Source organism: Cellulosimicrobium sp. XJ-DQ-B-000 (assembly GCF_031119065.1).
In the GTDB taxonomy this organism is placed as follows: Bacteria; Actinomycetota; Actinomycetes; order Actinomycetales; family Cellulomonadaceae; genus Cellulosimicrobium; species Cellulosimicrobium funkei.
The window spans coordinates 19,675-43,633 of record NZ_JAVHYN010000001.1 but is presented as its reverse complement, the minus strand read 5'-3'; the positions used below and the strand labels follow the sequence as shown (position 1 = coordinate 43,633).

The window sequence follows — 23,959 nt, the reverse complement described above, 5'->3', positions numbered from 1 at the left end:
TCTCCCCGGCGCCGCGTGCCGCGACGACACGACTCCCGACGAGAACGCGCCCGGCGCGGGCCACCAAGACGACCGGTGGGCGAAACGCGCTCGTCGCGGGCCTCCCGGGCTCCTAGACTCGTCGCATGATCTCCCGCATCGATCTCCGAGGGCGTTCCCTGTCCGCACGCGAGCTCGCCGAGGCCCTGCCGCGCGCAGAGGTCGGCGTGGAGGACGCGGCGCATCGGGTCGCGCCGATCCTCGAGGCGGTGCGGACGCGCGGGGCCGAGGCCCTGCGCGAGTACGCCGAGCGCTTCGACGGCGTGCGGCCGGAGCACCTGCGGGTCCCGGCCGACGAGATCGCCGCGGCGCTCGCGGCGCTCGACCCGCAGGTCCGGGCAGGGCTCGAGGAGTCGATCCGCCGGGTCCGGCTCGTGCACGCGGCACAGCGCCCGCAGGACTTCACGGTCCAGGTCGCGCCGGGCGCACAGGTCCGCCAGCGGTGGGTGCCCGTGCGCCGCGTCGGGCTCTACGCGCCCGGTGGCCTGGCCGTCTACCCGTCGTCCGTCGTGATGAACGTCGTCGCGGCGCAGGAGGCGGGCGTGCCGAGCCTCGCCGTCGCGTCGCCGCCGCAGCGGGACAGCGGCGGACTGCCGCACCCGACGATCCTCGCCGCGTGCGCGCTGCTCGGCGTCGACGAGGTGTACGCCGTCGGCGGGGCGCAGGCGGTCGCGATGTTCGCGTACGGCGCGGCCGGCAGCGAGCCGCAGGACGGCGACGTGCTGTGCGAGCCGGTCGACGTGGTGACGGGCCCCGGCAACGTCTTCGTCGCGGCGGCCAAGCGGCTCGTGCGAGGCGTCGTGGGCATCGACGCGGAGGCGGGCCCCACCGAGATCGCGGTCCTCGCCGACGCCTCGGCGGACCCGGGGCACGTCGCGGCCGACCTCATCAGCCAGGCGGAGCACGACCCGCTGGCCGCCGCGGTGCTCGTCACCCCGTCGGTCGAGCTCGCCGCCGCGGTCGAGGCGCGCCTCGCGGACCTCGTGACCGCGACGAAGCACGCGCAGCGCGTCGCGCAGTCGCTCGCGGGCCCGCAGTCCGCGATCGTGCTCGTCGACGACCTCGAGCACGGGCTGCAGGTGGTGGACGCCTACGGCGCGGAGCACCTGGAGATCCAGGCCGCGGGGGCGGCCGACCTCGCCGAGCGCGTCACGAGCGCGGGGGCGATCTTCGTCGGGCCCTGGTCGCCGGTCTCGCTCGGCGACTACATGGCCGGCTCGAACCACGTGCTGCCGACGGGCGGCTGCGCGCACTTCTCCAGCGGGCTCGGCGTGCACAGCTACGTCAAGGCCGTCCAGGTGGTCGAGTACGACCGCGACGCCCTCGAGGACCTCGCGGACCGGATCGTCGCCGTGGCGAACGACGAGGACCTCCCGGCGCACGGCGAGGCGGTGCGGGCGCGGTTCCTGTGACCGCCGGTCGGTCCGGCGCGTCGCACGACGGCGGCCCGCACGGCGTCTCCGCGCGGGACGCCGTCGTGCGGGTGCGGCGTGCCGTCCCGCGCGACGCGGCCGACCTCGTGTCGTTGCGCGTGCACCTCATGCGCGCGATGGGCGAGCCCGGCGCGGAGGACCCGACGTGGCAGGGCCGGGCACGCGCGTGGTTCGCCGCGGGTCTCGCGACGACCGACGTCGTCGCGTTCGTGGTCGACGCGCCGGGACGCCTCGCGGCGTGCGCGCTCGTCGAGCTGCACCGGTCCGCGCCGTCGGCGCGCAACCCGCGCGGCACGACGGCGCACCTGTCGAACGTCTGCACGCACCCAGGAGACCGCGGCCGGGGGTTCGGTCGCGCGTGCGTCGGAGCGGCGCTGGACTGGGCCCGCACGGCGGGCGCGGACTCGGTGTCCCTCCACGCGACGCCGGAGGGCGAGCCGCTCTACCGGTCGCTCGGCTTCGTGGACACGACGTACACCGAGCTGCGCCTGCGCTGGTGACGCGCCCGGTCGCCGGGCCGAGCCCGCGTCAGCGCACCCCGAGCACGAACGGGTGCACCGCCGCCGCCCCGGCGCGGCGCAGCAGGCGTGCCGCGACCGTGAGGGTCCAGCCCGACTCGGTGTAGTCGTCGACGAGCAGCACGCGGCGCCCGGCGAGCCCCGCGCGCGCGGCGTCCGACAGCTCGAGCTGGAGGCGGCCCGCGACGCCCGCGAGGCGCGTCGCGGAGTTCACGTCGTGCCGGCCCGGCTCCTCGCGGCCCGGGACCGGCCCGACCGCGCCGATGAGCGGCTTGCCGAGGTAGCTCGCGAGCCCGTTCGCCAGGTGGAACGTGAGCCGCGGACGCGTCGCGGAGCGGACCGCGACGACGCCGTCCACGAGGAGCCGCCGCTCGGCCGGGGCCGTGCCGTCAGGAGAGTCGTCCTCGGCCCCGGTCCCCGGGTCCGGCTGCGGGGCGGACTCGTAGAGCTCCGCCCAGTCGTCGAGGACGCGCGCGGCGGCGCGCCGGAGCGCGACGGGGGTGTCGCCGTCGGGCGTCGTGGCCGCGAAGAGCTCGCGCAGCGGCGCGGACCAGCCGAGCCCGTCGAGGCGCGCGACCGCGCGCCCGGTCTCCGCGAGCTCGTCCGCACCCAGGCGCCCGCGCAGGTCGAGCCCCAGGCGGTCCATGCCGCTCGGCCACTGCCGACGGGCCACGACCTCGACGCCGGGGCGGTCCATGTCGGCGCGCGCGGCGGCGACGGCCTCCGCGTCGGGGAGCGCGGGCAGCGTCACGCCGCCGCACGTGTCGCAGCGGCCGCACCGCCACCCGTCCTCGAGCTCCGGGTCGTCGAGCGCGGCGCGCAGGAACGCCATGCGGCACCCGTCGGTGGCCTCGTAGTCGAGCATCGCCTGCTGCTCCGCCGAGCGCGTGGCGTCGACGCGTGCATAGCGCTCCGCGTCGTACGTCCAGGGCTCACCGGTCGCCTCCCAGCCGCCCTTGACGCGCCGGACCGCGCCGTCGACGTCGAGCACCTTGAGCATCCCCTCGAGGCGTGACCGCTTGAGGTCGACCTGCGTCTCGAGCTGCGCGACGGACTGCGTGCCGCCCGCGCCGAGGGCGTGGAGAGTCGCGCGCACCTGGTCCTGCGGCGGGAACGCGGTGGACGCGAACCACTCCCAGATGCGGCGGTCCTCCTCGCCCGGCAGGAGCACCACGACGGCCGAGTCCACGCCACGGCCCGCGCGCCCGACCTGCTGGTAGTACGCGATCGGCGAGCTCGGCGCCCCGAGGTGGACGACGAAGGCCAGGTCCGGCTTGTCGAAGCCCATCCCGAGCGCGGAGGTCGCCACCAGCGCCTTGACGCGGTTCTCCTTGAGGTCCTCCTCGAGCCGCTCGCGCTCGGCGGGGTCCGTCTGGCCCGTGTACGACGCCACGGCAAGACCGGCGGCGCGGAGCTGGCTCGCGACCTGCTCGGCGGCGGAGACGGTGAGGCAGTACACGATCCCCGAGCCGTCGACGTCCTGGAGCGCCTCGACGAGCCACGCGACGCGCGTCGGCTGGTCGGGCAGGCGCAGCACGGCGAGGTGCAGCGACTCGCGGTCCAGGCCGCCGCGCAGGACGAGCACGTCCTCGTGGGCCGCCCCGCCCGCGACGTCGCCGGCGGCCCCGCCCGCGGTGTGCGCCGCGGTGACGCCGAGCTGCTCCGCGACGTCGGCGGTCACGCGCTCGTTCGCCGTCGCGGTCGTCGCGAGCACCGGGATGCCGGGCGGCAGGTCGGCGAGCAGGGTGCGGATGCGCCGGTAGTCCGGCCGGAAGTCGTGGCCCCAGTCCGAGATGCAGTGCGCCTCGTCGATGACGACGAGGCCCGCGTCGGCCGCGAGCCGGGGGAGGACCTCGTCGCGGAAGCCGGGGTTGTTGAGCCGCTCCGGCGAGCACAGGAGGACGTCGACCTCGCCGTCCGCGATCGCGCGGTGGACGTCGTCCCACTCCGTGACGTTGGCCGAGTTGATCGTCACCGCCTTGATCCCGGCGCGCGCGGCGGCCGAGATCTGGTCACGCATGAGCGCGAGGAGCGGGGAGACGATCACCGTCGGGCCGGCGCCGCGGTCGCGCAGCAGCCGGGTCGCGACGAAGTACACGGCCGACTTGCCCCACCCGGTGCGCTGCACGACGAGCGCACGACGGCGGAACGCCACGAGCGCCTCGATCGCGCGCCACTGGTCCTCGCGCAGCGTCGCGTCGTCGCGCCCCACGAGGGCGCGCAGCGCGGTCTCGGCGTCCTCGCGCAGCGACTGCCCGTCGAGGAGGCCGCGCAGCATGGCGAGCTTGGCGCGCTTGGCGGCCTCGCCGCCGTCGGCCGCCGGAACGGGCGTGGGGTCGGGCGCGGGGTCGTCGCCCCGGGCGCCCGCGCCCGGGACCTCGCCGCCGGCCGTGCGCGCGGCGGGAGCCGTGGCCGCCGGTGCCTGCGGCGCCGCCCCCGCCCACGGGTCGCCGAACGGGTCGGCGGGCTCGTCGAGCGGCGGCTCGTCGGCCGGGTCGAAGGGCAGGTCGGCGTACGGGTCGGTGGGGCTCACCCGCACGATCGTAGGCGCACCCGCCGACCCTCGGGCCGTCGTGCACAGCCCCGGCCCGCGACCCGGTCGGGGGTCACGGGCCGGGGACGACGGGGCAGCGGCCCGACGTCAGGAGCGCATGTCCATGACGACGCGCCCGTCGATCCGCCCCTCCTCCATCTCGGCGAAGATCGCGTTGATGTCGTCGAGCGGACGCACGGTGTAGGTCGGCTTGATCTTGCCGCGCGCGAAGAAGTCGAGCGCCTCGGCCATGTCCTTGCGCGTCCCGACGATCGACCCGCGCACGGTCAGGCCGAAGAGGACGGTCGTGAAGATGTCGAGCGGGAACTTCTCCGGCGGGAGGCCGACGAGGGAGACCGTGCCACCGCGGCGCAGCGCCCCCACGGCCTGCGGGAACGCGTGCGCGTTGACGGCGGTGACGAGCGCGCCGTGGACGCCACCGCCCGTCTTCTCGCGGATCTCGGCCGCCGCGTCGGGCGACGTCGCCGCGTTCACCGTCACCTCCGCGCCGTGCTTGCGCGCGAGCGCGAGCTTCTCGTCGTCGACGTCCACCGCGGCGACGCGGCGGCCCATCGCGACCGCGTACTGCACCGCGATGTGCCCGAGGCCGCCGATCCCCGAGACCAGCACCCACTCGCCGGGCTGGGTGTCCGTGACCTTGAGCCCCTTGTAGACGGTGACGCCGGCGCACAGGATCGGCCCGACGGCGGAGAGGTCGACCCCGTCGGGGATCACCGGGCAGTACCGCGAGTCGACGAGCATGTACTGGCCGAACGAGCCGTCGACCGAGTAGCCGCCGTTCTTCTGCTGCGGGCACAGCGTCTCCCAGCCCGTCTCGCAGTACTCGCACTCGCCGCACGCGCTCCACAGCCAGGCGTTGCCGACCGTGTCACCCACGCGCACGCGCGTGACCTGGTCGCCGACCGCGACGACCGTGCCGACGCCCTCGTGGCCCGGCACGAACGGGGGAGCGGGCTTGACCGGCCAGTCGCCGTGCGCGGCGTGCAGGTCCGTGTGGCACACGCCGGTGTAGTCGACCTTGACCAGGGCCTCGTGGGGCCCGGGCGACGGGACGTCGAGCTCCTCGACGACCAGCGGGTCGGTGAACGAGCGGACGACGGCGGCACGCATGGCGGGCACGGGGATCACCTCGTTTTCTCGGGGAGAGGGCCAGGAGGACCCTGCCGACAGTCCTCCCTTCCCTCTCGACGCTACGCGCGCGACGCCGCTCCGGCGCCCCGGACGGCCGGACCGGCGACCGACGTCCGCCCAGGTCGGGACCTCCGCCTCTCGTCGGCGAGGCCGACCGTCCCGGCCGACCGCGCGCCGACCGCGCGCCGACCGTCCCGGGGACCGCCGCGTGCCCGTCGTCCCGGGTGCCCGCGTGCCGGACGTCACGGGCGGCCGCGCGTCCACGCTTCGTAGACTGGGGGAGTGACCCCACCCTCCGTCGCGGGACGACCCCTGCTCCCGCTGCGCCCCGAGCTCGCCGGCGTCGAGCCGTACGGCGCGCCGCAGCTCGACGTCCCGGTCCTGCTCAACGTCAACGAGAACCCGCACGCGCCGAGCGAGGCCGTCGTCGCGACCATCACGCGCGCGGTGCACGACGCCGCCACCGGGTTAAACCGCTACCCCGACCGCGACTTCCTCGGCCTGCGCTCCGACCTCGCCGCCTACCTCGGGACGGAGGCGGGCGTCGCGCTGGGGGCGGAGCAGCTCTGGGCCGCGAACGGCTCGAACGAGATCATGCTCCACGTGCTGCAGGCCTTCGGCGGCCCGGGGCGCACGGCCGTCTCCTTCGCGCCGACGTACTCGATGTACCCGGAGTACGCGCGCGACACGCACACGGCCTGGGTCGTCGGGCGCCGCGCGGAGGACTTCACGCTCGACCCGGAGCACGCCCGCGAGGTGATCGCGCGCGAGCAGCCGTCCGTCGTCCTGCTCGCGAGCCCGAACAACCCGACCGGCACGGCGCTGCCCGCCGCGACCGTCGAGGCGGTGTGCGAGGCGGCGCTCGCGGTGCGCGTCCCGCTCCCCGGGGGGCAGGAGGCGCCCGCCGTCGTCGTCGTCGACGAGGCGTACGGCGAGTTCCGGCGCGCGGGGACGCCGTCGGCGCTCGAGCTGCTCGAGCGCTACCCGAACCTCGCGGTGACGCGCACGATGTCCAAGGCGTTCGCGCTCGCGGGCGCTCGCGTCGGGTACCTCGCGGCGTCGCGCGAGCTCGTCGACGCGCTGCGCGTCGTGCGCCTGCCGTACCACCTGTCGGCCGTGACGCAGGCGGTCGCGCGCGCGGCCCTCGCGCACTCGGGCGAGCTGCTCGCGCAGGTCTCCGCGCTGCGCGAGCGCCGCGACGAGACCGTCGCGTGGCTGCGCTCGCTGCGGCACCCGGACGGTCGTCCGGTCGAGGTCGCGGAGTCCGACGCCAACTTCGTCCTGTTCGGCACGTTCGCGGACCGGCACGCGGTCTGGGCGGCGTTGTTGGAGCGGGGCGTGCTCATCCGGGAGACTGGTCCCGACGGCTGGCTGCGGGTGTCGATCGGCACCGGCGACGAGATGAGGGCCTTCCGTCAGGCCCTCGTGGAGGTGGCAGGACTGTGAAGCGCACCGCGCGCATCGAGCGCGCGACGTCCGAGTCGAGCGTGCTCGTCGAGCTCGACCTCGACGGGACCGGACGGACCGAGATCTCGACGACCGTCCCGTTCTACGACCACATGCTCACGGCGCTGGGCAAGCACTCGCTCATCGACCTCAAGGTCGTCGCGACGGGGGACACCCACATCGACGCGCACCACACGGTGGAGGACGTCGCGATCACGATCGGCGAGGCGCTGCGCGTCGCGCTCGGCGACAAGGTGGGCATCGGGCGCTTCGGCGACGCGACGGTCCCGCTGGACGAGGCCCTCGCGCTCGCCGTCGTCGACGTGTCCGGGCGGCCGTACCTCGTGCACTCGGGCGAGCCGGAGGGGCAGGAGTACCACCTCATCGGCGGGCACTTCACGGGGTCGCTCACGCGGCACGTGCTCGAGTCGATCGCCCACCACGCGGGAATCTGCATCCACGTGCGCGTCCTCGCGGGCCGCGACCCGCACCACATCGTCGAGGCGCAGTTCAAGGCGCTCGCCCGGGCGCTGCGCGCCGCCGTCGCGCCGGACCCGCGCGTCGAGGGCGTCCCGTCCACGAAGGGAGCCCTGTGAGCACGCACGACGACGACGCCCTGGACGGCGTCGAGATCCCCGACGACCTCTCGTCGCTGACGGCCTCGGCGGTCCCCGACCTCGTGGCGCTCATCACGCAGATCGCGGGCGCGGAGCCGCTCGCGGCGGCGTGCTCGCTCGCGCAGGTCGAGGCGGACGTCGTCCCGACCGACGTCGGTGCCGTGGCGGTGCTGCGCGACCCCGCGGGCGACGCGCCCGCGCACGCGGCCGCCGCTCTGACGACCCTCGTCAAGGGCGTGCCGCTCGTGCTCGTCGAGCGCAGCGGCGAGCAGCTCACGATGACGCGCTGGGCGGACGGCGTGCAGGGTGACACCCTCGCGCCGGGCCTCGTGCTCGGCGGTGCGCCCGAGTCGCTCGAGGACCTGCTCACCGGCACGACGACGCTCGCGGACCAGGACGGCGTCGTGGCGAGCTCGTCGATCTCGCGCTGGAAGGCGATGCGCCTGCTCACGTCGGCGGCGCGGCGCGCACGGAAGGACGGCGCATGACCGAGCCCACCGCGGCGACGCCCGCCGCCCGCCGCCCGTCCGTCGTCGTGCTCGACTACGGGTTCGGCAACGTCCGCTCGGCCGTGCGCGCGCTCGAGCGCGTCGGCGCGGACGTCGAGCTGACGGCGGACCGGGCGCGCGCGCAGGACGCGGACGGGCTCGTCGTCCCGGGCGTCGGCGCGTTCGCCGCGGTCATGACCGGTCTGCGCGGCGTGCGAGGCGACGAGATCGTCGGCCGGCGGCTCGCCGGCGGGCGGCCCGTCCTCGGGATCTGCGTGGGCATGCAGGTCATGTTCGAGCAGGGCGACGAGCACGGGACGCTCACCGACGGGCTCGGGGAGTGGGCGGGCCTCGTCGACCGTCTCGAGGCCGACGTCGTGCCGCACATGGGCTGGGACACCGTCGACGTGCCCGAGGGCAGCGTGCTGTTCCGCGGGGTCGAGCACGAGCGCTTCTACTTCGTGCACTCCTACGCGGCCCGGTCGTTCACGACCGGGCAGGACCTCCCGGCGGACTCGCCCGTCCGCCGACCGCTCGTCACGTGGTCCGAGCACGGTGGCCGCTTCGTCGCGGCCGTCGAGAACGGCCCGCTGTCCGCGACGCAGTTCCACCCCGAGAAGTCGGGCGACGCCGGCGCGACCCTGCTCGAGAACTGGGTCCGCTCGCTCTGACCGTCCGCGCGCCGAGGCACACGCCCGGCGCGCACCACCCGGCGCGAGCGACGCGCCACCGCCTACACCGATGGAGACCCTCGTGACCGACCGCCTCGTGCTGCTCCCCGCCGTCGACGTCGCCGACGGCCAGGCCGTCCGCCTCGTCCAGGGCGAGGCGGGCTCCGAGACCTCGTACGGCGACCCGCTCGCCGCCGCGCTCGACTGGCAGTCCGGCGGCGCGGAGTGGATCCACCTCGTGGACCTCGACGCCGCGTTCGGCCGCGGCTCCAACGCGGAGCTGCTCGCCGACGTCGTCGCGCGCCTCGACGTGCAGGTCGAGCTGTCCGGGGGCATCCGCGACGACGCGTCGCTCGAGCGCGCGCTCGCCACCGGCGCGCGCCGCGTCAACCTCGGCACCGCGGCGCTCGAGAACCCCGAGTGGACGGCGAAGGTCATCGCGGAGCACGGCGACGCGATCGCCGTCGGCCTCGACGTGCGCGGCACCACGCTCGCCGCGCGCGGGTGGACGCAGGAGGGCGGAGACCTGTGGGAGGTCCTCGACCGCCTGGAGGCCGCCGGGTGCGCGCGGTACGTCGTCACGGACGTGACCAAGGACGGGACGCTGCGCGGCCCGAACCTCGACCTGCTGCGCGACGTCGCGGCGCGCACCGACGCGCCCGTCGTCGCGTCCGGCGGCATCTCCAGCCTCGAGGACCTCGAGGCGCTGCGCTCGCTCGTGCCGGCCGGCGTCGAGGGCGCGATCGTGGGCAAGGCCCTCTACGCGGGCGCGTTCACGCTCCCGCAGGCGCTCGACGTCGCGGGCCGGCCGTGACGACCGACCACGAGCCCGCGGGCCCGGGCAAGGCGCTCCCGCCGTCGTCCGGCTTCGCGGGCGACGACGGGTCGGCGGACCCGGCGCTCGCGGGGCTCCTCGACGCGTACGCCGCGGGCTCGGCCTCGCTGTCCGACGTCGTCGCGCGACTCGGCGAGACGCGCGTGCTCGTGCCGATCCTCGCCGAGCTCGAGAGCGCGGGCGAGGGCGAGCACGGGCACACGGTCGACAAGGAGGCGTCGGCGGGGGTCGTCGCCATCGAGGCGCCGGACGGGCGCCGCGCGCTGCCCGTGTTCACGTCCGTCGCGGCGATGGCGGCCTGGCGCGCGAGCGCGCGGCCGGTGCCGGTGGACGCGCGCCGCGCGGCGCTGTCCGCCGTGAGCGAGGACTGGTCGCTCCTCGTGCTCGACCCGGCGGGACCGGTCACCGCGCTCGTGCCACGCCCGGCCGTGTGGGCGCTCGCGCAGGGCAAGGACTGGTCGCCCGCGGTCGTCGACGGGGTCGTCGTGCCGGAGGTGCTCGCCGCCGTGCAGGGGTCGCTCGCGGGCGTGCCGCACGTCGCGCGCGTCTGGGCCGAGCCGGGCCGCCGGGCCGAGGTCGCGGTGGTCCTGCGCATCGACGCCGGTCTCGACCGCGCCGGTCTCGACGCCGTGCTCGGGCAGGTCAACGCCGCGCTCGCCACGGACGCCGTGGTGTCCGAGCGCGTCGACGGGCTCGAGCTCCGCGTCGGCCGGGCCGACTGAGGCGGTCGTCCGCCCGGTCCGGCCCGCGCGGACGCGTCGGCCGTACGGGTCGGCGGGCAGCGCGGTCCGGGCTCAGCGCCGGCGCAGGCGGCTGAGGCCCCACGCGAGCGCGGCCGAGAACGCCACGACCGCGCCCAGGGCCTGCCCGCCGAGGATCACGCGGTTGAGGTCGAGGGCGGGCTGCCAGCGCACGCCCGCGTCGTCGACGACGTAGACGCCCTTCGCGACGACGCGCACCCCGAACCCGCCGCCACCGCCCGAGCCCTCGCCGCCCGCCTCGCCCCCGGCGTTGCCGGAGCCCGGGTCGGACGTCGAGCCGCCGTCCGCGGTGCCGTCGTCGGGACCGGCGTCCGCCCCGCGGGCCGCCGCACCGACGCGACGGCGCCAGTCCGCCGCGCCCTTGCCGGAGAGCTCGCCGGCGCCGGACCCCCAGCCGGATCCCGTGCCGCCCCAGACCGTCGCGACGGGGATGACGAGCGTGCCGTCCCGCTCGTACGACTCCCCGAAGACGCGACGCACGGTGAGCGTGTCGCGCGCCGCGTGGGTGATGTGCGCCGGGTCGACGGGAGGCGTGTCCGAGCTCGCGTGTGTGCTCATGGCACGAAGGGTAGACCTGGGCCCCCCGGTGCGCGCGGGAACCGCGCGCACCGCCTCGTCGTCGAGGCCGTCGGTGCACGGGCGCCCGGACGGGTCAGGCGTCGCACTCCGGGAGGGCCGTGAACGCGGACTCGTCGCTGAGCATCGTCTGGAGGGTGCTCACGGGCACGAGGAGCGACTTCTCCGTCGACGTCTTCGCGTAGACCACGCCGATCACCTCGCCCGCCTCGTTGAGCGCGGCGGACCCGGAGCTGCCGGGCTCGACGGGGGCGTCGGTGACGAGCACCTCGCCGAGGTTCTCGTGCAGCGGGTCCGTCGTCGTGCCGATGACCGACCCCTGCGTCACGGTGAGCCGCCCGCCCTCGGGGTACCCGACGACCGTCACCGCGTCGCCGGGCGCCGGGTCGGCGGCGGCGAGGGTCGGGGCGGACGGGAGGTCCTCCGCGGTCCGGACGATCGCGAGGTCCGCCAGACCGGCCACGCTCGCCGTCTGGGCGGCGATGTCACGCCCGTCGTAGGTGAGGAGCTGGAGCGAGCGCGACGAGTCGACCACGTGCTTGTTGGTGATGAGGGTCCGGGAGTCGACGGCGAACCCCGAGCCGGTGGACAGGCCGTCGCACCGGACGTTGCGGATGCGCACGGCCATGCGCTGGACGGCGTCGAACCCGTCGGGGGAGAGGTTCTCCGAGCCGGCCGGGTCGTCGGGCGCCACGAGCGACGGCACGACCGAGCCCGGCACCGGCTCGGGGAGCTCCGGCAGGACGCCGCACGCGCCGAGCGAGCCGCCCGCGAGCGACAGCCCGAGCAGCGCGCCGACGACGCGCACCGCCGCGCGCCGGGACGGGCGGCGCGTCATCCGGCGAGCTCCTGCTGGAGCTGGGCGTTCGCGTCGGTGGCCTCCTGGCAGAGCACGCCGACCTGGTCCGCGAACCGGTCGATGTCGGCGGGGTCGTAGGCGTCCCGGTTGTTGAGGTACCCGATGAGCTGCGTCTGCGCCGTCGTGCACTGCCCGAGCGCGGCCGCGACCTTGCCCGCGGCGTCCGAGACCCGGCTCTGGTAGTCCAGGTACTGCTGGGACGCCTCGTTCTCGTCACCCAGCTGGGCCTTCTCGTTGGCGAGGTCGCTGATGCGGTCCTGGGCGGCGGTGAGCTGGGTGCGCGCGGACTCGAGCTCCGCGTTCGCGCCGTCGAGCTCGGTGCGCAGCTGCGCGACGTCCTGCCCGAGCCCGCGCGCCTGCGCCTCCCACCCGGCGCTCGTCTCCTGCCAGCGCGTCGTGGTGAGCCACAGGTACGCGCCGACGCCCAGCGCCGCGGCGAGGGCCAGCGCGAGCACGACGACCGCGACCACGGCCCCGCGACGCCGACGCGGCCGGGTCGCCGCGGCGTCGTCGCTCGCCGGCGCGCCGTCGCCCGGCGCGGTCGCCGTGGCGGACGCCGCCCCGGGTGCGGCACCCCCGGGGCCGGCCGCCGGCGCGAACGACGGCGGCCCGACGGCGCCCGGTCGGGCCGCCGGGACCGGGTCGGCCGGGGTGCCCCGCGGCACGCTCTCGGGCGGCTGCGGCGGGCCCGCGGGACCGCCGTGCGGGGGCGGGACCGGGGGCGTGCTCAACTCACGGCGCCCGTGTACTTCTCGCCCGGCCCCTCGCCCGGGGCGTCCGGGTAGACCGACGCCTCGCGGAAGGCCAGCTGGAGCGAGCGCAGCCCGTCGCGGAGCGAGCGGGCGTGCTGGTTGCCGATGTCGGGGGCGCTCGCCGTCACGAGCGCGGCGAGCGCGTTGATGAGCTTGCGCGCCTCGTCCAGGTCGAGGTGGCCCTGCTCCTGCGCGTCCTCCGCGAGGCCGCACTTGACGGCGGCGGCGCTCATGAGGTGGACGGCCGCGGACGTGATGACCTCCACGGCGGCCACGTCGGCGATGTCGCGCACCGCGTCGGTGGTGGGGTCGGGCACGGCGGCGTTCTCGGTACTCATGGCGACCATCTTTCCATCCGGCGGGGGGAGCGGTGGCCCGGTGCGCGAGAAGGACGGCCGACGCGCCCCGGGCCGGGGACGACGTCGGCCGCCGCCCCCGGCGAGGGGCGACGGCCGACGGGGTGCGACCGCCCCGCAGGGCGGCCACGACGGGTCAGACGCGGACCGGCTCCGCGGCCGTCCCGGGCTGGCCGCCCTCGAGCGGGGCGTCCGCGGCGGCGAGGGCCGCACGCAGCTCGCGACCCAGGTTCGCGTCGACGTACGTCCAGTACTGCACGGCGCGCTCGCGGATGTCCTCGCTGCGCACGGCGCCGACGTGGCCCGTGATCGTCTCGAGGAAGCGCGCGCGGGCGGCGTCGTCGAAGACCTCGCGGTAGAGCGTGCCCGCCTGGCCGAAGTCGTCGTCCTCCGGGTGCAGCGTCGCGGCGCTGCGCGTCAGCTCGCCGTCGGCCTCCCAGCCGGCGGACTCCGCCGCGCGGGCCGGGTCGGCGTGCGCGCCGCCGCGGCTGTTCGGCGCGTACACCGGCGTGGTCGCCGACGAGAACGAGTAGCGCATCGACCCGTCCTTCGCGTACGAGTGACCGGCCTCGGCCGCGGCGTGCGGCGCGTTCACCGGGAGCTGGGCGTGGTTCGTGCCCACGCGGTACCGGTGGGCGTCGGCGTAGGAGAAGATGCGCGCGAGCAGCATCTTGTCCGGGCTCGTCGCGATGCCCGGCACGAAGTTGCTCGGCGCGAACGTCGCCTGCTCGATCTGCGCGAAGTAGTTCTCCGGGTTGCGGTTCAGCTCCATGACGCCCACCTCGATCAGCGGGTAGTCGGCGTGCGGCCACACCTTCGTGAGGTCGAACGGGTTGAACCGGTAGGTCTTGGCGTCCTCGTACGGCATGACCTGGACCGAGAGCGTCCAGCGCGGGAAGTCGCCCCCCTCGATGTGCTCGTACAGGTCGCGGATGTGGTGGTCCGAGTCCGACCCGGCGAGCTGCGAGGCCTCGTCCGCGGTGAGGTTCTTGATGCCCTGCTGCGTCTTGAAGTGGTACTTGACCCAGAACCGCTCGCCCGCCGCGTTGATCCACTGGTAGGTGTGCGAGCCGAACCCGTCCATGTGGCGCCAGCTCGACGGGAGGCCGCGGTCACCCATGAGCCAGGTCACCTGGTGCGCCGACTCGGGGGAGAGGGACCAGAAGTCCCACTGCATGTCGTTGTCGCGCAGGTTCGAGCCCGGCAGGCGCTTCTGCGACCGGATGAAGTCGGGGAACTTGATGCCGTCGCGCAGGAAGAACACGGGCGTGTTGTTGCCGACGAGGTCGTAGTTGCCCTCGGTCGTGTAGAACTTCAGCGCGAAGCCGCGGGGGTCGCGCCAGGTGTCGGGCGAGCCCTGCTCGCCGGCGACGGAGGAGAAGCGCGCGAGCATCTCGGTCGTCGTGCCGGGCTGGAACAGCGCCGCGCGGGTGTACGCGCTGACGTCCTGGGTCACGGTGAACGTGCCGAACGCACCGCCGCCCTTGGCGTGCACGACGCGCTCCGGGACGCGCTCGCGGTTGAACTGGGCGAGCTTCTCGACGAGGTAGTGGTCGTGCAGGACGATCGGGCCGTCGGCGCCGACGGACTGCGAGTGGGCGTCCGAGGCGACGGGGGCGCCGGCGTTCGTGGTGGTGAAGGGGGCGGTCATGGGTCTCCTTCCGTGAGCCGCGGGTACGGCTCGTCTGGCGTTCTCAAACAGTGCATCCGTGAGGAAACGGACGCGCTCCGGGTGCACGAGGCCCCGGAGCGGGTGGTGCGGGGTCAGTCGGCGCAGTCCGGGCAGAGTCCCCAGAACGTCACCTCGGCGGTGTCGATCCGGAACCCCGCGGTGCTGCTGGGGGTGAGGCACGGGGCGTGGCCCACGGTGCAGTCCACGTCGGCGACGGCGCCGCAGCCCCGGCACACCACGTGGTGGTGGTTGTCACCGAGCCGGCGCTCGTAGCGGGCCGGGTGCCCGGCCGGCTCGATGCGGCGCACGAGCCCCTTGTCGGTGAGCGTGTGCAGGACGTCGTAGACCGCCTGGACGGAGACGGAGCCGAGCGCCGTGCGCGCGGCGCGCAGCACGTCGTCGGCGTCCGCGTGCTGTTGCACCTCGACGGCGTCGAGCACGGCGAGGCGTGCGGCGGTGACGCGCAGGCCGTGGTCGCGGAGCTCGCTCTCGTGGCGTGCGCGGCGGGGCCCGTCCTCGAGGCCGGTGCCCGCGGTCGACGTCGCTCCTGTGGTCATGGCGCCCACTCTACCCCCCTATTCTGGAAGAGTTCCATTGATGGATCGGATCAGATGTCCACGGGTGCGGTCGGATCGACCTGCACGGCCGCTCTGCTATCCTTGACAGCTGACCGACCCGTTCGTGTCTGCACCGCCCGGTTCCGGGTGGTGGGGAAGACGTGCGGGTGCGCAAGTGGATGACATCCCACCCGGGCTTCGACCGCCGACTCACGTCGCGACAGAGGCCGGGTCCTGGTCCGGAGCGAGCCCCTCGGGGACCGTTCCGCCGTGGTCGTCGCGTTCGCGTGACGTCCCGACCTGATGGCCTCCGCCCTGCGCCAGGGACGGAGGCCTTCTTCGTGTCCGGGCGGTCTACCGACGACTTCCTAGGAGCATCACATCAGCGAGCCTCGCATCAACGATCGGATCCGCGTCCCCGAGGTCCGACTCATCGGTCCCGGCGGGGAGCAGGTCGGCGTCGTCCGCACCGAGGTTGCCCTGAGCCTTGCCCAGGACGCGGACCTCGACCTCGTCGAGGTCGCCCCGGACGCCCGGCCCCCCGTCGCCAAGCTCATGGACTTCGGCAAGTTCAAGTACGAGTCCGACATGAAGGCGCGTGAGGCGCGGCGCAACCAGGCGAACACGGTCCTCAAGGAGATCCGCTTCCGCCTGAAGATCGACCCGCACGACTACGGCACCAAGAAGGGCCACGTCGAGCGCTTCCTCGCGGCGGGCGACAAGGTCAAGGTCATGATCATGTTCCGCGGCCGTGAGCAGTCGCGCCCCGAGATGGGTGTCCGCCTGCTCCAGCGCCTCGCGGACGACGTCGCGGAGCTCGGCTTCGTGGAGTCCATGCCGAAGCAGGACGGGCGCAACATGACCATGGTGCTCGGTCCGGTGAAGAAGAAGGCCGACGCCAAGAGCGAGCAGCGCAAGCGCGCGCAGGAGGCCGAGCCGCGTCTCACCAAGTCCGCCCAGCGCGCCGCTGCGCGCTCCGGCGACGACGCGGACGTGACCGACGAGCCCGAGACGGTCGAGACGCAGACCGTCGAGGCCACCGGCGCGGTCGAGGCGACGGAGACCACGGCCGCGGTCGAGGCCGCCGCCCCGGTCGAGGAGCCCGCCCCGGCCGAGGCCCCGGCGCAGGCCGCTCCGGCTCCGCGCTCCGCTCCGGCTCCGCGGTCTGCTCCGGCTCCGCGGTCGGCTCCTGCCCCGCGTCCCGCGGCTCGGCCGGCCGCGGACTCGAAGCCGGCAGCGCCGCGCCCGACGCCCGCGGCCTCGCCCGCGTCGTCGGACGGCGCGAAGCCCGCAGCACCCCGGCCCGCCGCGCCGAAGCCGGGCGCCCCGCGCCCCGCGCCCAAGCCGGCACCCAAGCCGACGCCGCGCGGCAAGGCCGGCTGACACCGGCACCACGGACGGACCCTGCTCGGGGTCCGGGCCCACCGGCCCGGACCCGAACACGTCGGCCACCGCGAGGTGGCTGACCGGACACAAGGAGAGACGGCAGTCATGCCGAAGAACAAGACGCACTCGGGTGCCAAGAAGCGCTTCCGCATCACGGGTTCCGGGAAGGTCATGCGCGAGCAGACCAACGCCCGTCACTACCTCGAGCACAAGGCGACCAAGCGCAAGCGCCGCCTCGCTGCCGACCAGGTGGTCTCGCCCGCCGACGTCAAGTCCATCAAGAAGCTGCTCGGCAAGTGACCCGGCAGGTGGCGGGACCCGCCACCGACCGGCTCACCCCTGAGCCCCGAACTGCAAGGAGCATCACGTGGCACGCGTGAAGCGGGCGGTCAACGCCCAGAAGAAGCGCCGTACGACCCTCGAGCGCGCCAGCGGCTACCGCGGCCAGCGCTCGCGCCTCTACCGCAAGGCGAAGGAGCAGGTCACCCACTCCCTCGTCTACTCCTACCGTGACCGCAAGGCGCGCAAGGGCGACTTCCGCAAGCTGTGGATCCAGCGCATCAACGCTGCGTCGCGCGCCCAGGGCCTGACGTACAACCGCCTCATCCAGGGCCTCAAGGCCGCGGGTGTCGAGGTCGACCGTCGCCTGCTCGCGGAGCTCGCGGTCAACGACGTGGCGGCGTTCAACGCGCTCGTCCAGGTCGCGAAGGACGCGCTCCCCGAGGACGTCAACGCGCCCAAGGCCGCAGCCTGACCAGCGCCTCGCCCGGCCGCCCGTCGGCCACGGACGCCCGTCCGGCGCCCGGCCCGCTCGACCCCACGCTGACGAACCCTCGCAGCGACCGGGTCAAGGCGGTCCGTGCGCTGGCCGGGCGTCCGGCGCGTTCACGGCACGGACAGCTCCTCGTGGAGGGCCCGCAGGGCGTCCGCGAGGCGGTCCGGCACGCCCCCGACCAGGTCCGTGACGTCTACGTCACGCCCGCCGCGGCGGAGCGGCACCCGGAGATCGTCGCCGACGCGCGCGCGGCCGGGCTGCACGTGCACGGCGCGACGCCCGAGGTGCTGGCGGCGATGAGCGCCGACGCGCAGGGCGTGCTCGCCGTCGTGCGTGCGGACGCGCCGCGGCTGGAGGACGTCGTCGCGACGCTCGCGCGGCGCGACCGCCCGGCGCTCGTCGCGGTGCTCGCGACGGTCCGGGACCCGGGCAACGCGGGGACCGTGGTCCGCGCGGCGGACGCCGCCGGGGCCGACGCCGTCGTGCTCGCCGGCGAGAGCGTCGACGTGCACAACCCGAAGGTCGTGCGCTCGACGGCCGGGTCGCTCTTCCACCTCCCGGTCGTCACGGGCGTGAGCCTGGCCGAGGCCGTCGCCGCGCTGCGCGGCGCGGGGCTCGCGGTCCTCGCCGCCGACGGCGCGGGGGACCTCGACCTCGACGACCTGCTCGACGTGGCCGGCGCCGCGGGCGCCGGTACGGAGCGCCCGGTCGACCTCGCCGCGCCGACCGCATGGGTCTTCGGGAACGAGGCGTGGGGGCTGCCCCCGGAGGACCGCGCGCTGGCCGACGCCGTCGTGCGCGTGCCGATCCGCGGCCGGGCCGAGTCCCTGAACCTCGCGACGGCGGCGACGGTCTGCCTCTACGCCTCCAGCCGCGCGCACCGGCCCGCCCGAGGTCCGGGCGCCGACCCGGAGGGCGGCGCGTGAGGCTGTTCGCCGCGCTCTACCCGAGCGCCGCGGCGCTCGACCACCTCGCGCTCGCCCTCGCGGACGCCCACGCCCAGGAGGCCCGCCGGCCCGACGGCGCACCGCTCGTCCGCTGGACGTCTCCCGAGCTGTGGCACCTCACGGTGTCGTTCTTCGGCGACGTGCCCGAGGGGGCCGTCCCCGACCTCGCGGCGGCGCTCGAGCCGGTCGCGCACGAGGCCGCGCCGCTCGACCTCCGGCTCCGGGGCGCGGGCGTGTTCGACCGCCGCGTCCTGTGGGTCGGCGTCGGCGGGGACGGTGCCGACGCCCTGCGCGCGCTGAGCGCCGCGGTCGCCGAGGCGGCGGGCGACGCCGGCGTCCGGGTGGACCGCCGTCCCCGGCAGCGCGCGCACCTCACCGTCGCGCGGGCCGCGGCCGGGGCGCGCCAGGCGAACCGCCGGGCGCGCGGTCGCGGCGCGACCCGGCCCGACCGCACCGCGGGCGACCCGCTCGCCGCGCCCGCCGCGGCCCTCGCCGTGTACGCCGGCCCGGGGTGGACGGCCGACGCCCTGCACCTCGTCGAGTCCGACCTCGGCGACGCCTCGGGGCACCCGGTGCACCGGACGCTGCGGACCCTGCCGCTCGGGCCCGCCGCGCGCTGAGCGGGACCACCCTCCGGCCGCGCCCGGAGACGCCTGTGCGAGGATGGGGCGCATGAGCCTGCGCGGTGGTCGTCGATTTCCCGGGCCCGTCACGGGCCCGCGCGACTGACGCGTGCTCCCCGCCCGCCTCGTGGCGGGACGGGTCCTGGCCCGGACGGGCGCCCTAGAATGACGGCGACGCGCGCACGTGCGCGCCCCGCACGCCCCGCCCCGAGCGGCGCGTGCCGCGGGTCGACGCCGGCCGTCGTCCGCTCCCCGCAGTCCCGCCCTCGCCAGGAAGGCACGCATGTCCAGCCCTGACGCCGACGTCGTCACCCCCCACGCGGGCGACGGCGGACCGGACACCACCACCGGACCCTCCCCGCTCGACGCCGACGCGCTGCAGCGCGCGCTCGCCGCCGCGCTCGCCGCCGTCGCCGCGGCCGGCGACCTCGACGCGCTCAAGCGCGTGCGCACCGAGCACGCGGGCGACCGCAGCCCGCTCGCGCTCGCGAACCGCCAGATCGGTTCGCTCGCCCCCGCGGACAAGAAGACCGCGGGCAAGCTCCTCGGCCCGCTGCGCGGCCGGCTCAACCAGGCCCTCGCCGCGCGCCAGGCCGAGCTCGAGGCCGAGCGCGACGAGCGCGTCCTCGTCGAGGAGGCCGTGGACGTCACGCTGCCCGTGGACCGCGTCCCCGCGGGCGCGCGGCACCCGCTCGAGACGCTGCAGGAGCGCGTCGCGGACTTCTTCGTCGGTATGGGCTGGGAGATCGCGGAGGGCCCCGAGGTCGAGGCGGAGTGGTTCAACTTCGACGCCCTGAACTTCGGCGTGGACCACCCCGCGCGCCAGATGCAGGACACGTTCTACGTCGCCGGCCCTGACGGCGAGGACGGCGCGGAGCCGTCGAACCTCGTGCTGCGCACCCACACGTCGCCGGTCCAGGCCCGCTCGCTGCTCGAGCGCGGCGTGCCGCTGTACGTGGCGTGCCCGGGCAAGACGTTCCGCACGGACGCGCTCGACGCGACGCACACGCCCGTCTTCCACCAGGTCGAAGGCCTGGCGATCGACAAGGGCCTGACCATGGCGCACCTGCTCGGCACGCTCGACGCGTTCGCGCGCGCGATGTTCGGCCCGGACGCGCGCACGCGCCTGCGGCCCGCGTACTTCCCGTTCACCGAGCCGAGCGCCGAGATGGACCTGTGGTTCCCCCAGAAGAAGGGCGGGCCGGGCTGGATCGAGTGGGGCGGCTGCGGCATGGTCAACCCGAACGTGCTGCGGTCCGTCGGGGTCGACCCCGACGAGTACTCGGGCTTCGCGTTCGGCATGGGCATCGAGCGCACACTCATGCTGCGCCACGGGATCGCGGACATGCACGACATGGTGGAGGGCGACGTGCGCTTCTCCGCCCAGTTCGGAACGGAGATCTGATGCCGTACGTCGCCATCGACTGGCTGGGCGACCACGTCGAGCTGCCCGCGGGGCTCACCGCCGAGCGGCTCGCCGCCGACCTCGTCCGCGTCGGCCTGGAGGAGGAGGCGATCCACGGCGCGGCCGTGACGGGTCCCCTCGTCGTCGGGCGCGTCCTCGAGATGACGCCCGAGCCGCAGAAGAACGGCAAGACGATCAACTGGTGCCTGGTCGACGTCGGGCCGGAGCACAACGTCGCCGAGATCAAGGGCGTCGAGCCGGCAGACATGCCGGCGGGCGGTGCGCGCGGCATCGTGTGCGGCGCGCACAACTTCGCGCCGGGCGACCTCGTCGTGGTCGCGCTGCCGGGCTCCGTCCTGCCCGGTCCGTTCCCCATCGCGAGCCGCAAGACGTACGGGCACGTGTCCGACGGCATGATCTGCTCGCAGCGCGAGCTCGGCCTCGGCGAGGACCACGACGGCATCATCGTGCTGCCGCGGCTCGGGTACGCGGCCGAGGACCTCACCCCGGGGCAGGACGCGGTCGCGCTGCTCGGGCTCGGCGACGAGGTGCTCGAGATCAACGTGACGCCCGACCGCGGGTACGCGTTCTCCTACCGCGGCGTCGCGCGCGAGTTCTCGCACTCGACGGGCGCGCGCTTCACGGACCCGGGCCTGCCCGGCTCCCTGCCCACGCCCCCGCCCGCGGCGACGCCCGACGGCTTCCCCGTCGAGGTCGACGACGCGGCTCCGGTCCACGGCGTCGTCGGGTGCGACCGGTTCGTCACGCGCGTCGTGCGCGGGCTCGACCCCGCGGCGCAGACGCCCGCGTGGATGCAGCGCCGCCTCACGGCGTCGGGCATGCGGCCCATCTCGCTCGCGGTCGACGTGACGAACTACGTCATGCTCGACCTCGGGCAGCCCCTGCACGCGTACGACCTCGAGAAGGTCGCGGCTCCCGTCGTGGTGCGGCGCGCCGCCCCGGGCGAGCGGCTCACGACGCTCGACGACGTGGACCGCGCGCTCGACCCGGAGGACCTGCTCATCACCGACAGCCCCGACGGTGCGCGCGGCGCGCGCGTGCTGGGTCTCGCCGGCGTCATGGGCGGTGCCTCGTCGGAGGTCGGGCCGGAGACGACGGCGGTGCTCGTCGAGGCCGCCCACTTCAATCCCGTGACGGTCGCGCGCACGTCGCGCCGCCACAAGCTGTCGAGCGAGGCCGCGAAGCGGTTCGAGCGCGGCGTGGACCCGCTGCTGCCCGCGGTCGCGGCGCAGCGCGTCGTCGACCTGCTCGTCGAGCTGGGGGGCGGGACCGCCGACCCGGCCGTCAGCGACCTCGACCGCGTGACCGCGCCCGCCCCGATCCACCTGCCCGTCGGCGAGGCCGAGCGCCTCGTCGGCGTGCCGTACACGCTCGAGCAGGTCGTCGGGACGCTCGGGGCGATCGGGTGCACGGTCGACGCGGACGACGCCGCCGCGACGGGCGTCGTCGTCGTGACCCCGCCGTCGTGGCGCCCCGACCTCACCGAGCCGGCCGAGCTGGTCGAGGAGGTCGCGCGCCTCGTCGGGTACGACGAGATCCCGTCGGTGCTCCCCGCCGCCCCCGGCGGCCGCGGGCTCACGCGCGAGCAGCGCGTGCGCCGGTCGGTCGCCCGCGCGCTCGCCGAGCACGGGTTCGTCGAGACGCTGAGCTACCCGTTCGTCGGCGAGGGCGAGCTCGACGCGCTGCGGATCCCCGCGGACGACGAGCGCCGCCGGGCGCTGCGCCTGCTCAACCCGCTGGCCGACGACCGTCCCCTGATGCGCACGGACGTGCTGAGCACGCTCCTGGAGACCACGCGCCGCAACGTGGGCCGCGGGCTCGGGGACGTCGCCGTGTTCGAGGTCGGGCTCGTGACGCACCCGCGCCCGGGCGCCCCGGCCGCGCCGTCGCTGCCCGGCGGGGTGCGTCCCTCCGACGACGACCTCGCCGCGATCGAGGCCGCGCTCCCGGCGCAGCCGCGCCACGTCGCGGGCGTCCTGGTCGGTCGTCGCGAGCGGGCGGGCTGGTGGGGCCCCGGCCGGCCGGCGGACTGGACGGACGCGCTCGACGCGGCGCGCCTGGTCGCGGACCGCGCCGGCCTGCGGGGGGACGACGCCGTGCGCGTGGTCGCCGACACCGCGCGGGCCCCGTTCCACCCCGGCCGCTGCGCGCGCCTCGAGCTCGCCGACGGGACGGTCGTCGGGCACGCGGGCGAGCTGCACCCCAAGGTGCTCGAGAACGTCGGCCTGCCCGCCCGCTCCGTGGCGTTCGAGCTCGACCTGTCGGCGCTCGTCGCAGGTGCGTCCGACGAGCCCGTCCAGGCGACGCCGGTCTCCGGGTTCCCGGCGGCGAAGGAGGACCTCGCGTTCGTCGTCGCCGCCGACGTGCCGGCCGAGGCGCTGCGCGCCGCGGTCGTCGAGGGCGCCGGCGAGCTCGCGGAGGAGGTCGTGCTGTTCGACGTCTTCACGGGCGAGCAGGTGGGCGCCGGGCGCAAGTCGCTCGCGTTCTCGCTGCGGCTGCGCGCCGCGGACCGCACCCTCACCGCCGACGACGTCGCGCGGGTCCGGGAGGGCGCCGTGGCCGCCGCGCGCGAGCGCGTCGGGGCGGAGCTGCGCGCATGAGCGACGCACCGGGGGAGGGCACGACGCCGGACGTGGTGCCCGCGCGCACCGCGCTCGTCACCGGGGCGTCGCGCGGCATCGGCCGCGCGGTCGCCGTCGGGCTCGCCGCGGCCGGTCTCGACGTCGCGCTCCTCGCGCGCGACGCGGGCCGGCTCGCCGGGGTGGCCGACGAGATCGCCGCGCTCGCCGGCGCGGGCCGGGCCGTCGTCGTCACGGCGGACGTGACCGACGCGGCGGCGGTGGCCGCGGCCGTCCGCGAGGCCGAGGCCGCGCTCGGGAGCGTGGACCTGCTCGTCAACAACGCGGGCCGGGTCGACGCCGAGGTGCCGCTCTGGGAGGCGGACCCCGACGAGTGGTGGGCCGTCCTGGAGACCAACGTGCGCGGGCCGTTCCTGCTCGCGCGCGCGGTCGTGCCCGGGATGCTCGCGCGCGGCGGCGGCCGCGTCGTCGACCTCAACAGCGGCGCGGGCTCGCACGACATGGAGGGCGCGAGCGCGTACAACGCGAGCAAGACGGCGCTGCTGCGCCTCGGGGCGAACCTCCACCGCTCGGGCCACGCGCTCGGGCTGCGGACCTTCGAGGTGTCGCCGGGCGTCGTGCAGACCGACATGACGGCGTCCATGGTCATGCACGAGGGTCGCACGGAGTGGACGCCCGTCGAGCGCACGGTCGAGATGGTCGTCGCGATCGCCCGCGGCGAGCTCGACGCGTTCTCGGGGGCGTTCGTGCGCGTGACGCACGACTCGCCCGGGTCGCTCCGCGCGGCCGCCCAGGAGGCCGCCCGCGCGGGCGTCGCGCTGCCCGGGCCGGACGGCCGTCGGCTGCGCGTCACGCGCTGGGGCGCCGACGACCCGATGCCGGGAGAGCTCCCCGCCCGCTGAGCGCACGCACCCCGCACGGCCGACGCCGCCCGACCCCCCGGTCGGGCGGCGTCCGT

At 75.8% G+C, this 23,959-nt stretch carries 24 protein-coding genes; 16 read left to right on the top strand and 8 right to left on the bottom strand.

Going from position 1 to position 23,959, the window contains the following annotated elements:
* Window positions 1–125: 125 nt before the first annotated feature.
* Together hisD and RDI86_RS00210 are read left to right on the top strand one after the other, a co-directional pair.
* On the top strand, window positions 126–1,451 hold the full coding sequence (hisD, locus tag RDI86_RS00215; protein ID WP_308820381.1) for a histidinol dehydrogenase: 1,326 nt from the start codon (window positions 126–128) through the stop codon (window positions 1,449–1,451).
* The gene (locus RDI86_RS00210) at window positions 1,448–1,972 is read left to right on the top strand and encodes a GNAT family N-acetyltransferase (RefSeq protein WP_082774413.1); all 525 of its coding nucleotides are present in this window, start codon (window positions 1,448–1,450) and stop codon (window positions 1,970–1,972) included. The genes hisD and RDI86_RS00210 overlap by 4 nt, the downstream gene beginning before the upstream one ends.
* A gap of 28 nt (window positions 1,973–2,000) precedes the next feature.
* Here RDI86_RS00210 and RDI86_RS00205 read toward each other — a convergent pair whose 3' ends face one another.
* Together RDI86_RS00205 and adhP are read right to left on the bottom strand one after the other, a co-directional pair.
* Window positions 2,001–4,268 (bottom strand): DEAD/DEAH box helicase, encoded by a 2,268-nt coding sequence (locus tag RDI86_RS00205; protein ID WP_308820740.1) that lies wholly within the window; start codon window positions 4,266–4,268, stop codon window positions 2,001–2,003.
* A gap of 363 nt (window positions 4,269–4,631) precedes the next feature.
* Complete coding sequence (adhP, locus tag RDI86_RS00200; RefSeq protein WP_061267614.1) at window positions 4,632–5,654, bottom strand: alcohol dehydrogenase AdhP; 1,023 nt, start codon at window positions 5,652–5,654, stop codon at window positions 4,632–4,634.
* A 303-nt stretch (window positions 5,655–5,957) separates the two neighbouring features.
* Between adhP and RDI86_RS00195 the strand changes: the two genes are divergently transcribed.
* From RDI86_RS00195 to RDI86_RS00170, 6 genes are all read left to right on the top strand, one after another.
* A complete protein-coding gene (locus RDI86_RS00195; RefSeq protein ID WP_061267594.1) occupies window positions 5,958–7,121 on the top strand; it encodes a histidinol-phosphate transaminase in 1,164 nt (387 codons plus the stop codon).
* Window positions 7,118–7,717: an imidazoleglycerol-phosphate dehydratase HisB gene (gene hisB / locus RDI86_RS00190; protein WP_021482124.1), complete on the top strand. Its 600-nt coding sequence runs from the start codon at window positions 7,118–7,120 to the stop codon at window positions 7,715–7,717. The genes RDI86_RS00195 and hisB overlap by 4 nt, the downstream gene beginning before the upstream one ends.
* Window positions 7,714–8,226, top strand: a complete 513-nt coding sequence (locus RDI86_RS00185) for a hypothetical protein (protein ID WP_034654090.1) — start codon at window positions 7,714–7,716, stop codon at window positions 8,224–8,226. Before hisB ends, RDI86_RS00185 begins: the two co-directional genes overlap by 4 nt.
* Window positions 8,223–8,897, top strand: a complete 675-nt coding sequence (hisH, locus tag RDI86_RS00180; protein WP_051028482.1) for an imidazole glycerol phosphate synthase subunit HisH — start codon at window positions 8,223–8,225, stop codon at window positions 8,895–8,897. The genes RDI86_RS00185 and hisH overlap by 4 nt, the downstream gene beginning before the upstream one ends.
* Window positions 8,898–8,979: 82 nt before the next feature.
* Complete coding sequence (gene priA / locus RDI86_RS00175; RefSeq protein WP_034654096.1) at window positions 8,980–9,711, top strand: bifunctional 1-(5-phosphoribosyl)-5-((5-phosphoribosylamino)methylideneamino)imidazole-4-carboxamide isomerase/phosphoribosylanthranilate isomerase PriA; 732 nt, start codon at window positions 8,980–8,982, stop codon at window positions 9,709–9,711.
* The gene (locus RDI86_RS00170) at window positions 9,708–10,454 is read left to right on the top strand and encodes an SseB family protein (RefSeq protein WP_076406558.1); all 747 of its coding nucleotides are present in this window, start codon (window positions 9,708–9,710) and stop codon (window positions 10,452–10,454) included. The genes priA and RDI86_RS00170 overlap by 4 nt, the downstream gene beginning before the upstream one ends.
* 72 nt (window positions 10,455–10,526) lie before the next feature.
* Here the strand turns inward: RDI86_RS00170 and RDI86_RS00165 are convergent, their stop codons facing one another.
* The 6 genes from RDI86_RS00165 to RDI86_RS00140 form a co-directional block, all read right to left on the bottom strand.
* The gene (locus RDI86_RS00165) at window positions 10,527–11,051 is read right to left on the bottom strand and encodes a hypothetical protein (RefSeq protein ID WP_051028483.1); all 525 of its coding nucleotides are present in this window, start codon (window positions 11,049–11,051) and stop codon (window positions 10,527–10,529) included.
* Between the two features lie 94 nt (window positions 11,052–11,145).
* On the bottom strand, window positions 11,146–11,907 hold the full coding sequence (locus RDI86_RS00160) for a serine protease (protein WP_308820380.1): 762 nt from the start codon (window positions 11,905–11,907) through the stop codon (window positions 11,146–11,148).
* A complete protein-coding gene (locus RDI86_RS00155; RefSeq protein WP_308820379.1) occupies window positions 11,904–12,659 on the bottom strand; it encodes a hypothetical protein in 756 nt (251 codons plus the stop codon). The genes RDI86_RS00160 and RDI86_RS00155 overlap by 4 nt, the downstream gene beginning before the upstream one ends.
* On the bottom strand, window positions 12,656–13,018 hold the full coding sequence (locus RDI86_RS00150; protein ID WP_043659864.1) for a DUF1844 domain-containing protein: 363 nt from the start codon (window positions 13,016–13,018) through the stop codon (window positions 12,656–12,658). Before RDI86_RS00150 ends, RDI86_RS00155 begins: the two co-directional genes overlap by 4 nt.
* A 154-nt stretch (window positions 13,019–13,172) precedes the next feature.
* Window positions 13,173–14,687, bottom strand: a complete 1,515-nt coding sequence (locus RDI86_RS00145; RefSeq protein ID WP_061267598.1) for a catalase — start codon at window positions 14,685–14,687, stop codon at window positions 13,173–13,175.
* A gap of 113 nt (window positions 14,688–14,800) precedes the next feature.
* Complete coding sequence (locus RDI86_RS00140) at window positions 14,801–15,265, bottom strand: Fur family transcriptional regulator (RefSeq protein WP_081600341.1); 465 nt, start codon at window positions 15,263–15,265, stop codon at window positions 14,801–14,803.
* A 381-nt stretch (window positions 15,266–15,646) separates the two neighbouring features.
* On the opposite strand from RDI86_RS00140, the gene infC reads away from it, so the two are divergent.
* The 8 genes from infC (at window position 15,647) to RDI86_RS00100 (ending at window position 23,903) form a co-directional block, all read left to right on the top strand.
* Window positions 15,647–16,648 carry a translation initiation factor IF-3 gene (infC, locus tag RDI86_RS00135; RefSeq protein ID WP_308820739.1) on the top strand — a complete coding sequence of 334 codons (1,002 nt, stop codon included), beginning with the start codon at window positions 15,647–15,649 and terminating at the stop codon, window positions 16,646–16,648.
* A 108-nt stretch (window positions 16,649–16,756) separates the two neighbouring features.
* Window positions 16,757–16,951 (top strand): 50S ribosomal protein L35, encoded by a 195-nt coding sequence (rpmI, locus tag RDI86_RS00130; RefSeq protein ID WP_034653792.1) that lies wholly within the window; start codon window positions 16,757–16,759, stop codon window positions 16,949–16,951.
* A gap of 67 nt (window positions 16,952–17,018) precedes the next feature.
* A complete protein-coding gene (rplT, locus tag RDI86_RS00125) occupies window positions 17,019–17,405 on the top strand; it encodes a 50S ribosomal protein L20 (protein WP_024840664.1) in 387 nt (128 codons plus the stop codon).
* A 68-nt stretch (window positions 17,406–17,473) separates the two neighbouring features.
* Window positions 17,474–18,352, top strand: a complete 879-nt coding sequence (locus RDI86_RS00120) for an RNA methyltransferase (RefSeq protein ID WP_076406622.1) — start codon at window positions 17,474–17,476, stop codon at window positions 18,350–18,352.
* Window positions 18,349–18,993 carry an RNA 2',3'-cyclic phosphodiesterase gene (thpR, locus tag RDI86_RS00115; protein ID WP_158097225.1) on the top strand — a complete coding sequence of 215 codons (645 nt, stop codon included), beginning with the start codon at window positions 18,349–18,351 and terminating at the stop codon, window positions 18,991–18,993. Before RDI86_RS00120 ends, thpR begins: the two co-directional genes overlap by 4 nt.
* Before the next feature lie 286 nt (window positions 18,994–19,279).
* Window positions 19,280–20,401, top strand: a complete 1,122-nt coding sequence (pheS, locus tag RDI86_RS00110; RefSeq protein WP_308820378.1) for a phenylalanine--tRNA ligase subunit alpha — start codon at window positions 19,280–19,282, stop codon at window positions 20,399–20,401.
* Window positions 20,401–23,022, top strand: a complete 2,622-nt coding sequence (gene pheT, locus RDI86_RS00105; protein WP_308820377.1) for a phenylalanine--tRNA ligase subunit beta — start codon at window positions 20,401–20,403, stop codon at window positions 23,020–23,022. Before pheS ends, pheT begins: the two co-directional genes overlap by 1 nt.
* The gene (locus RDI86_RS00100; protein WP_061269204.1) at window positions 23,019–23,903 is read left to right on the top strand and encodes an SDR family oxidoreductase; all 885 of its coding nucleotides are present in this window, start codon (window positions 23,019–23,021) and stop codon (window positions 23,901–23,903) included. Before pheT ends, RDI86_RS00100 begins: the two co-directional genes overlap by 4 nt.
* Window positions 23,904–23,959 lie beyond the last annotated feature (56 nt).